Source organism: Pseudoduganella buxea, assembly GCF_009720835.1.
Classification (GTDB): Bacteria; Pseudomonadota; Gammaproteobacteria; order Burkholderiales; family Burkholderiaceae_D; genus Rugamonas; species Rugamonas buxea.
The window spans coordinates 1-8438 of sequence record NZ_WNKZ01000150.1; the positions used below are offsets into that span (position 1 = coordinate 1).

General features: G+C 65.2%; 8 protein-coding genes. 1 reads left to right on the forward strand and 7 read right to left on the reverse strand.

The window, feature by feature from the left end; genetic code table 11:
• Positions 1-1231 (forward strand): MocR-like pyridoxine biosynthesis transcription factor PdxR (gene pdxR / locus GM672_RS26510; protein ID WP_155473515.1); only part of this gene is annotated, 1231 nt, incomplete at its 5' end.
• On the opposite strand, the gene GM672_RS26515 is transcribed toward pdxR, so the two are convergent.
• The 7 genes from GM672_RS26515 to GM672_RS30055 form a co-directional block, all read right to left on the reverse strand.
• The gene (locus tag GM672_RS26515) at positions 1212-1724 is read right to left on the reverse strand and encodes a hypothetical protein (RefSeq protein ID WP_155473516.1); all 513 of its coding nucleotides are present in this window, start codon (positions 1722-1724) and stop codon (positions 1212-1214) included. The genes pdxR and GM672_RS26515 overlap by 20 nt on opposite strands.
• Positions 1725-1906: 182 nt before the next feature.
• Positions 1907-4372, reverse strand: coding sequence for a TonB-dependent receptor plug domain-containing protein (locus GM672_RS26520; RefSeq protein WP_155473517.1), 2466 nt, complete (start codon positions 4370-4372; stop codon positions 1907-1909).
• A 309-nt stretch (positions 4373-4681) separates the two neighbouring features.
• The gene (locus GM672_RS26525; RefSeq protein WP_155473518.1) at positions 4682-5440 is read right to left on the reverse strand and encodes a spermine/spermidine synthase domain-containing protein; all 759 of its coding nucleotides are present in this window, start codon (positions 5438-5440) and stop codon (positions 4682-4684) included.
• Between the two features lie 88 nt (positions 5441-5528).
• Positions 5529-6011, reverse strand: coding sequence for an FxDxF family PEP-CTERM protein (locus GM672_RS26530; protein ID WP_229417964.1), 483 nt, complete (start codon positions 6009-6011; stop codon positions 5529-5531).
• 294 nt (positions 6012-6305) lie between these two features.
• Positions 6306-6824 (reverse strand): FxDxF family PEP-CTERM protein, encoded by a 519-nt coding sequence (locus GM672_RS26535; protein WP_155473519.1) that lies wholly within the window; start codon positions 6822-6824, stop codon positions 6306-6308.
• A gap of 103 nt (positions 6825-6927) precedes the next feature.
• Entirely contained in the window at positions 6928-8247 is a 1320-nt protein-coding gene (locus GM672_RS26540; RefSeq protein ID WP_155473520.1) for a sensor histidine kinase, read from the reverse strand.
• Positions 8248-8273: 26 nt separating this feature from the next.
• On the reverse strand, positions 8274-8357 hold the full coding sequence (locus GM672_RS30055; protein ID WP_371867104.1) for a helix-turn-helix domain-containing protein: 84 nt from the start codon (positions 8355-8357) through the stop codon (positions 8274-8276).
• Positions 8358-8438 lie beyond the last annotated feature (81 nt).

Consider the following 8438-nt stretch of genomic DNA (forward strand, 5'->3'; position numbering starts at 1 on the left):
GCAGGCCGGCCTGGCGCGGCGGGCGCAGAACCTGCGCCACGTCAGCAACAGCGCCAGCGACGGCCTGCCCTTCGTGCCGGGCGTGCCGGACCTGGCCAGCTTCCCGCTGGTGCTGTGGCGCCGCCTGCTGGATCGGGCCTGGAGGAGCCTCTCGCCGGCCCAGCTCAATTACGGCGACCCCGCCGGCGAACCGGCACTGCGCTCGGCCATCGCGGACCACCTGCGCGCCGCGCGCGGTGTCGTGTGCGAGGCGCACCAGGTCTTCATCACGGACGGCAGCCAGAGCACGCTGGACCTGTGCGCGCGTGCCTGTGCCGACGAAGGCGACACGGTGTGGATCGAGAACCCCGGCTACGGCGGCGCGCTGGCAGCGTTCCGCGCGGCGGGCCTGGCCATCGAAGGCATCGCCGTCGACGAGGAAGGCATGGCGCCCATCGCCCAGGACTGGCGCGTGCGCCGGCCGCGCCTGATCTACGCGACGCCTTCGCACCAGTACCCCGTGGGCACCGTGCTGTCGCTGGCGCGGCGCATGGCGCTGATCGACGGTGCCCGCGCCTGTGGCGCCCTGATCGTGGAAGACGACTACGACAGCGAATTTCGCCACGATGGCCCGCCGCTGGCGGCCATGCAGGGGCTGGCGCCGGATTCGCCCGTGCTGTACTGCGGCACGTTCAGCAAGACCATGTTCCCGGGCCTGCGCATCGGCTTTCTCGTGGTGCCGCCCGAGCTGGCCGCGCCGCTGGCGGCGATGCGGGCGCAATCGGCGGCGACCGGACGCGTGGCCGAGCAGCTGGCGCTGGCCGAGTTCCTGCGCAGCGGCCAGTTCGCGCTGCACCTGCGGCGCATGCGCCGGCTGTACCGCCAGCGCCGCGATGCGCTGGTGGCGGCGCTGGACCGGCACCTGGGCCGCATCGCCACCGTGCACGGTGCGTCCGCCGGCATGCACCTGTCGCTGCGCTTCGCCGATGCGGCGCTGTCGGACGTGGCCATCGTGGAGCGGGCGCGCCAGGAAGGCATCGTCGTCAACGCGCTGTCGACGCATGCGGTGCAGGGCACGGCCGGGTGGAACGGGCTGATGCTCGGTTATGCCCAGGTGCCGGCGCCGCAGATGGATGATCTCGTGCGGCGCCTTGCCGCCGTCATCCACCTGGCGGCATACGCGGCCGGCAGCCGTCCCGCGCCCGTGGCACGCGCGGCCGGCTCCCGCAAGCTCAGGCGCCCTGCTGGCTGAGGATCTGCCGGATGACGGCGATGACGTCGTCCTTGGCGTCGATCAGGCCGGCGATGGCCGTCTGGATCGTTTCCGCATCGGGGTGCTCGGGCCAGTCCGTGCCCACCTGCCGGTGCAGCCCGTCCAGCGCGGCGCCGATGGTATCGAAGGCGCTTGAGAAGCTGCCCAGGTCGGCCTGGCCGGTGGCTGCGGGCCACTGGTCGGCGCCCGGTGCGTCGATGGCGATGGCGTCGGGCTTGTCGCTGTGCGCCTTGAACTGTGCCGTGATGTCGTGCAGGGCCGTGTTCAGGCCGAACAAGGTGGCGACCAGGTCGCGCCTGAGCTGGCTGTCGGCGACGGCGATGCGGCCGCTTTCGATCTGGCCGAACAGGGCCGTGGTAAGGGCGTTCATGATGACGAGGCCGCGGTCCCAGCCTCGCCATGCGGTCAGCCGGGCCGCCGCGTTGACCGGGGCCGTGTCCGATACTGCCGACTGCGTGTGCGTGGTGGACATCGCGCTGCTCCTCGAAAAGACGAACCGAGCCGATACATTACCTGTGCTGGTCTGGTCAATTCGTCATGTTTCGCGGGATGATTGATTTGCATCAAACGGCTTGTTGAAACTTCGGCTTGACGCTGCCAGCCAAAAAAAAACCGTGGCGCAAGGCCACGGTTTTCTGTCCAGGATAAGACGGCTTAGAAGGCGTAGTCGGCGCGTACGTACATGCTGCGGCCGTTGACGCCGAACGGGCAGGTTTCCCAGCAGTGCGTGAAGCCCAGTTGCGGGAACGGCGCGGCGCGGGTCTTGTCCCATTCGGTCGGGTAGGTGTCGAACAGGTTGTTGACGCCGAAGGCCACGCTCATCTTCTTCGTGAAGTTGTAGCGCAGCGTCAGGTCGGCGATCCACTTGGCATCCCAGGTCTGGATGAAGCCGGGGGTGAAGCCCTGGCCCTTCACTTCGCCGTAGTAATTGGCGCGGGCGTTGGCATTCCACTTGCCGGTGCTGTAGTCGGCCGACAGCACGTGGTGGCGGCGCGGCTGGCCGTGCTCGATCAAGGTGACCTGGGAGGCGTCGAACAGTTCTTCGCCCGACAGGATCGACGACGTCGAATGGCGGTTGTTGACTTCCGTCTTGTTGAAGCCCAGCTGGGCCGACAAGGTCAGGGTGGCGCCCGGCAGCGGCATCTTGTAGTCGGTGACGATGTCCAGGCCACGGGTCGTGGTGTCGACGGCGTTGGTGAAGAACTGGGCCTGGCCGACCTTCAGCGGGTTGAGCACGGCGCCGACGACGGGGCCGTTGATCGCTTCCGAGATATTGCTGGAGAAGACGATGCGGTCCTTGATCTTGATCTGGTACACGTCGGCCGTGAACGAGAAGTTCTTCACCGGGCGCAGCACGATGCCGACGCTGGCATTGCGCGACGTTTCTTCCTTCAGCGGCGCGATGCCCAGCGCGCGCGTGACGGCACTGTTCTGGCGCGCCGTCAGGGTTTCGGTCAGCACGCCGTCGGCGTTCAGGTTGGTCGATACGGAGCTGTAGAAAGCCTGCTGCACGCCGGGCGCACGGAAGCCCGACGAATAGCTGCCGCGCACGCCCACTTCCTTGGACGGGTCCCAGCGGGCCGTGACCTTGCCCGTCGTCGTGTTGCCGAAGTCGGAGTATTTCTCATAGCGCACGGCGCCTGCCAGCAGCAGCTTGTCGGTCGGGCGGTATTCCAGGTCGCCGTACAGCGAGATATTGTGGCGGCCTTCGTCCACTTCCGTCGACGGTGTGTAGCCGGGGAAGCCCTGCGTGCCGGAAGCGGCGATGCCGCCGGAGCGGTCGATGATGGGGATGGCCGGGTTGTTGGTCCGGCCGTACTGGTACGAGACGGGGTCGCCCGCGACGATCTGGTAATTGTCTTCACGCCATTCGAAACCGGTGGCGAAGAACAGGTTGGCGCCGCCCAGGTTCAGCGGGCCCTTGAAGTCCAGGTTGAAGGTGGTCTGGTCGAACTTCAGCTTGCCCGTATCGGCTGCCAGCGGCGACTCGGCGTAGATGCCGGCGCCGTTCGGGCGCGGTTCGTACCAGTAGCTGATGTTGATGGTATTGGTTTCGGCGAAGCCCAGTTCGCTGCGGCCGTGGTTGACGCTGACGTCGGCCTTCCACTCGTTCGGCAGGTCCTGGCGGAAGCCCACGGCCAGCGAAGCGTCCTTGACGGTGGTGCGGATGGTCGGCAGGTAGCCGTTCGGGTAGACCTCGGGCACGGTACGGGCATCGCCGGCCGAGCGGAAGAAGCCGGACGAGTCGCCCTTGCGCTTGGAAGCGCCGCCGAAGGTGTACAGCTCGCCACCCTTGCCGACGGGAAGGGCAGCATTGAGCCACAGGTACAGGTCCTTGGCGTCGCTGTCGCCGATGCGCTGGGTCACGCGGGGTGGATCGGTGCGGGCCGTGTCGAGGCCGGCGCGGTTGGTTTCCTTGCGCTTGCGGGCCTCGGCCGAGACGTTGATGTAGCCGCCGTCGCCGCCCAGCGCCCAGCCCCGGTTGACGCTGCCGGAGAAGTTGTCGCCGTCACCTTCGGAGGTGGTACCAACCTGGCCGGACAGCTGCGTTTCGTTGACGTTCGATTTCAGCACGATGTTGATGACGCCGGCGATGGCGTCCGAGCCGTACTGGGCGGCCGCGCCGTCGCGCAGCACTTCGATATGGTGGATCGCCGACAGCGGGATCGCATTGATGTCGGTACCGGCCGAACCGCGGCCCACGGTCTGCTGCACGTTGACGAGGGCCTGCTGGTGGCGGCGCTTGCCGTTGATCAGCACCAGCAGCTGGTCCGGGCCCAGCGAGCGCAGGGTGGCCGGGCGGATGATGTCGGTGCCGTCACTGATGAAGGTGGACGAGAAATTGAACGACGGGTCGAGCGTCTGCAGCAGCTTGCCCAGTTCCAGCGGGCCGGCGTTCTGCATGTCCTTCATGTTGATCAGGCCGACCGGCGCGGCCGTGTCCAGCGCCGTCTTGGCGGCCGAGCGCGAGCCCAGCACGACCACGGTTTGTTCGGAGGCGCTTGCACCGGCGCTGGCGGTGTCAACCGTCTGGGCCATCGCCTGGGCCGCCATCAGCAGCGCGGCGCCGGCCAGCAGGGTACGACGGAATGCAATCGGGGCTGCAGGGGTTCGCTTCATGTGTCGGGATCTCTCTGGTTGTCGGGTATAAGCACATAGCCGAGGCAATGTGCCAGCCGGCTGATACTAACCGCCGCCTTCCAGAGCGAACAGGGCGTCTTGGCATCACTGTTGCGCGATTTGCACGTTCAAGAAATATTGCGTGCTTTATACCAAAAACTGCCGTACTCTATTTGGCCTTGACCTTCTGGCAAGCGCCTTTTTTGCCGCCGACGCGACTTTTTTACGACACTCCGGCGGGTGGTCCTGCACCATCCCGGTGCGCCTTCGTCAATCCCCTTGTTTGCCTGTTTTTGCCCAGCCTGGCGCTTATTGCTGGTCCAGCATCCACCCCTTCAGGCCGTTGACCCAGCCCCGCGCCGGCAGGTTGTACGCCTTCCTGATGGCGGCGGCACGCTCGTACAAGTCGGAAAAATCCAGCACGGGCGAGCGCTTGAACGCGATGACGACGATATTGGCATCGTGCACCTCCGGCAGCCAGACGACGGCATCGAACACCATTTCCATGTGCTGCAGGTTCTTGTCGTAGTTGGAAAACTCGCCGAAGACATTGGTCGTCATGATGCCGTCCTCGGCCAGGCAGTCGGCACAGGCCTGGTAGAACTCGGGCGAATCGAGCACGGGGCCGCGCGCCTCCTCGTCGTACAAATCGACCTGCAGCACGTCCACGGTGCCGTGGCGGGCCGGGTCGTTGACGAAGTCCAGCGCATTCATTTCGTGTACGGCCAGGCGCTCGTCGTTGGCGGGCAGGCCGAACAGCGACTCGCAGATGGCGATGACGTTCGGATTGAGTTCGGCCACGCTGACCTTCGCGCGAGGGAAGCGCTGATAGCAGAACTTGGTAAGGGCGGCGCTGCCCAGGCCCAGCTGGACGATATGGCGGGGATCGTCCTTGAACAGCATCCACATCATCATCATCTGCACGTATTCGAGCTCGATGGTATCGGGCCGCGACAGGCGCATGGCGCCCTGGACCCAGGAGGTACCCAGGTGCAGCGAACGTACGCCCTGGTATTCGGTGATGGTGGCGGGAGGGTGACCAGGTTGGTCGAAGCGTCGGTTTTGCATGCCGGCAGTTTACCAGCGGCCGTAAAAAAAGACGCCGCAGCGTCTTTTTTATACCAGCCGCATGGAACCCGCGGCCAGGGTGTAAAACTTAGGCCTTGCGGCGACGGGCCAGGAAGCCCATGACGCCCAGACCGCCCAGCAGCATGCCGTAGGTGGTTGGCTCTGGAACTGCCGAGGTCACGTCGATGGTGCCGGCGTAGCTGGCCTTGCCGAACGATTCGCCGGAGATGACCAGGGTCAGCAGGCCGGACACTGGCAGGTCGATGTACACGGTCGAGTTGTCGCCGAAGTTCGTCAGGTCCAGGGCTTGGCCGTTCAGCGTGGCGCTGGTGAAGTTGATGTCGCTTTTCTTGTTCTTGACGTTGGCAGCGAAACCGAAAGCATCGCCCGGCAGGCCGGAGTAGCTGAACGTGAACGTGTCGGTGAACAGACCGGTGCTGTGGGTGGCTTCGAAGCCAGCCGAGTAGTTGCCATCTTCAGCGGTCATGACAACCGTTGGCTTGGTGACATTTTCTGCCATGGCGGTGCCAAAAGCGGTGGACAGGATTGCTGCGAAGACGATCGATTTCATGTTCATGCCGGTTCCTTGAGTAGCTGGTTTTGTTATTGAGTTGCAAAGATAATGCAAGTCACTGCTTATTGTCAATCGTTTATTTAACTTGGCGAAAAGAAAAGAAAAATAGTCCCTCGCGGCAATTTAACTATTGCCCTACAAATACAATTTATGTGTTGTGGAAATGTTTCTTTTGGTGATGGCGTTATATCCGACGCAATCGGAAAATGCCGAATCCGGTGGGAATGATGCGAGAGGTGTGCGAAAGGGAAATTGATGCTGCGCAAAAGACGCCGAAGCGTCTTTTTGCTGCTACACGGCCTGACGACGGCGTGCCAGCCAGGCCAACACGCCCATGCCACCCAACAGCATGCCGTAGGTCGAGGGTTCCGGTATCGCCGGCGCGATGTTGATGGTACCGGCGTAGCTGGCCGATGCGAGGCCGTCGGACATGGTGCTGCCGTATACCGTCAGCACCAGCGGCCCCATGATGGGCTCATTGATCAGCCAGCCATACTCGAAGGTGCCGTTTGGCGTCATGGTCATGGCATGACCATTGATTTCGGCGGCGTAGAAATCGATGTTGGTAGCGTTATACCAACCGATGGTGACGAGGCTGGAATCGACGAACCAGCTGCCGTTGGTGGGCGAAAAGTTATAAGTGTCGACGAAGTCGCCCGGCTGTGTGTGCGTGACGCCGAAGTGCGCTGACAGGATGTCGCCGGCGTCGCCGCCCAGGTTGACGTTCTGCACCGTGTCCTCGGCGAATGCGCCGCTTGAGGCCAGCAGCGCCGCGGCCAAGGCAATGGAAGAAAGAGCTCGAAGTGTCATGATGGTTCCCCGGAGTAAAAGCGGGCCACCACGGCCCGCCTCACTACACAATAGGACGCCCGGCGAGCATTACAAAACCTATATTATTGCTATATGACTAAGCTCAAGCTGTCAGGAGTTCCGACGGCAGGAATAACGTAACGGCCAAGCCGCCACCTTCCCGGTTGGCCAGGGTAATGCGGCCGCCATGGGCCTCGGCGATCTCGCGGGCCAGCGCCAGGCCCAGGCCGGTGCCGCTGCGCTTGGTCGAATAGAACGGTACCAGCGCATTGGTCAGCACGGCCTCGCTCATGCCGGGGCCCCGGTCCAGGACGTCGATGCGCACCAGGTCCGGCACGCGGCGGATGTCCAGGCTTACCGCCTCCGGGGATGAGCCCGATTCATGGGCATTCTTCAACAGGTTCAACAGGGCCTGCTCCAGCTGGGCCGCATCGAAGGCGCACGGTTCCTCCGGCAGCGGCCCGTCAACGCGAAACGGTACCTGTTCGGCCAGCCGGGCCACGAAGCCGGCCCATTGCTGCGCTTCCAGGCGCGGTGTCGGCAGCTTGGCGAAGCGGGCGTAACCGAGGATAAAGCTCTCCAGGTGGCGGGTGCGCTCGCCGATGGTGGCCAGGATCTGCGGCAGGCGCTCGGTCTGGCCGCGCCGCACCAGTTCCGCGCCGGAGTGGGCCAGCGACGCGAGCGGCGCCAGCGAATTGTTCAGTTCATGGCTGATGACGCGAATGACCTTCTTCCACGTCTGCACTTCCTGCCGGCGCAGTTCCGACGTCAGCTGGCGCAGCAGCAGCAGTTCATGGCGGCGCCCGTTCAGGTTGAAACGGCGCCGGGCCAGGTGGAATACTTCCTCCTGCTCGCCTTCGCCCGTCGTGAACAGGCCATCGCCGCCGCGCGCGACCGCCTCGGCCAGGGCCGCCGAGGCCTGGGCCAGCAGCTCGTCGAGCCGGTGGCCTTCCAGCTTGCGCCCCTGGCCCAGCAGGTGCCGCGCCGCCAGGTTGGCGTACACCACGGGGCCGTTGTCGGCCACCAGCAGCATAGCCACGGGCGTGTTCTGCACCATCGTGTCGAGCAGCAGTTCGCGCTGCACCAGGTCGAGCCGCTGCGCGCGCAGCACTTCGCCCAACGCATTGTGCGCCGCGACCAGGTCGCACAGCTCGTCGTTCTGCGGCCAGTGCAGGCTGAAGGAAAAGTCGCCGTCCCGGTAACTGGTGACGGTGCCGGCCAGGGCCCGGTACAGCGACAGCATCGGCGCCAGCTGCGAGCGGATCGTGATGACCGCCAGCGGCACCACGCACAGCAGGCAGACGGCCAGTACCAGCAGCGGCTGGCCGGGCAGGTAATGGGTCAGCGCCAGCGCGATGACGATGCCCAGGGTGAGCAGGGTGCCGACCAGCGCGGACCAGCGCGTCAGCAGCGAAAGGCGCATGGGTGTCTTTCCCGGGCGGGCGGCCATCAGGGGCGGGCGATGCCGAGGCGTTCCATGCGGCGGTACAGGGCCTGGCGTGACAGGCCGAGCTCGGCCGCCGCCTGGGCCACGACACCGCCGGCGCGGCTCAAGGCCTGGCTGATGGCATCCCGGTCCGGTTCGCCGTCGCCGGCCGGGCCCGTGCCGGCACT

Coding starts and splice junctions, on each gene's coding strand:
- GM672_RS26515 (WP_155473516.1), bottom strand. CDS start 1,724: ATGTCCACCACGCACACGCAGTCGGCAGTATCGGACACGGCCCCGGTC.
- GM672_RS26520 (WP_155473517.1), bottom strand. CDS start 4,372: ATGAAGCGAACCCCTGCAGCCCCGATTGCATTCCGTCGTACCCTGCTG.
- GM672_RS26525 (WP_155473518.1), bottom strand. CDS start 5,440: ATGCAAAACCGACGCTTCGACCAACCTGGTCACCCTCCCGCCACCATC.
- GM672_RS26530 (WP_229417964.1), bottom strand. CDS start 6,011: ATGAAATCGATCGTCTTCGCAGCAATCCTGTCCACCGCTTTTGGCACC.
- GM672_RS26535 (WP_155473519.1), bottom strand. CDS start 6,824: ATGACACTTCGAGCTCTTTCTTCCATTGCCTTGGCCGCGGCGCTGCTG.
- GM672_RS26540 (WP_155473520.1), bottom strand. CDS start 8,247: ATGCGCCTTTCGCTGCTGACGCGCTGGTCCGCGCTGGTCGGCACCCTG.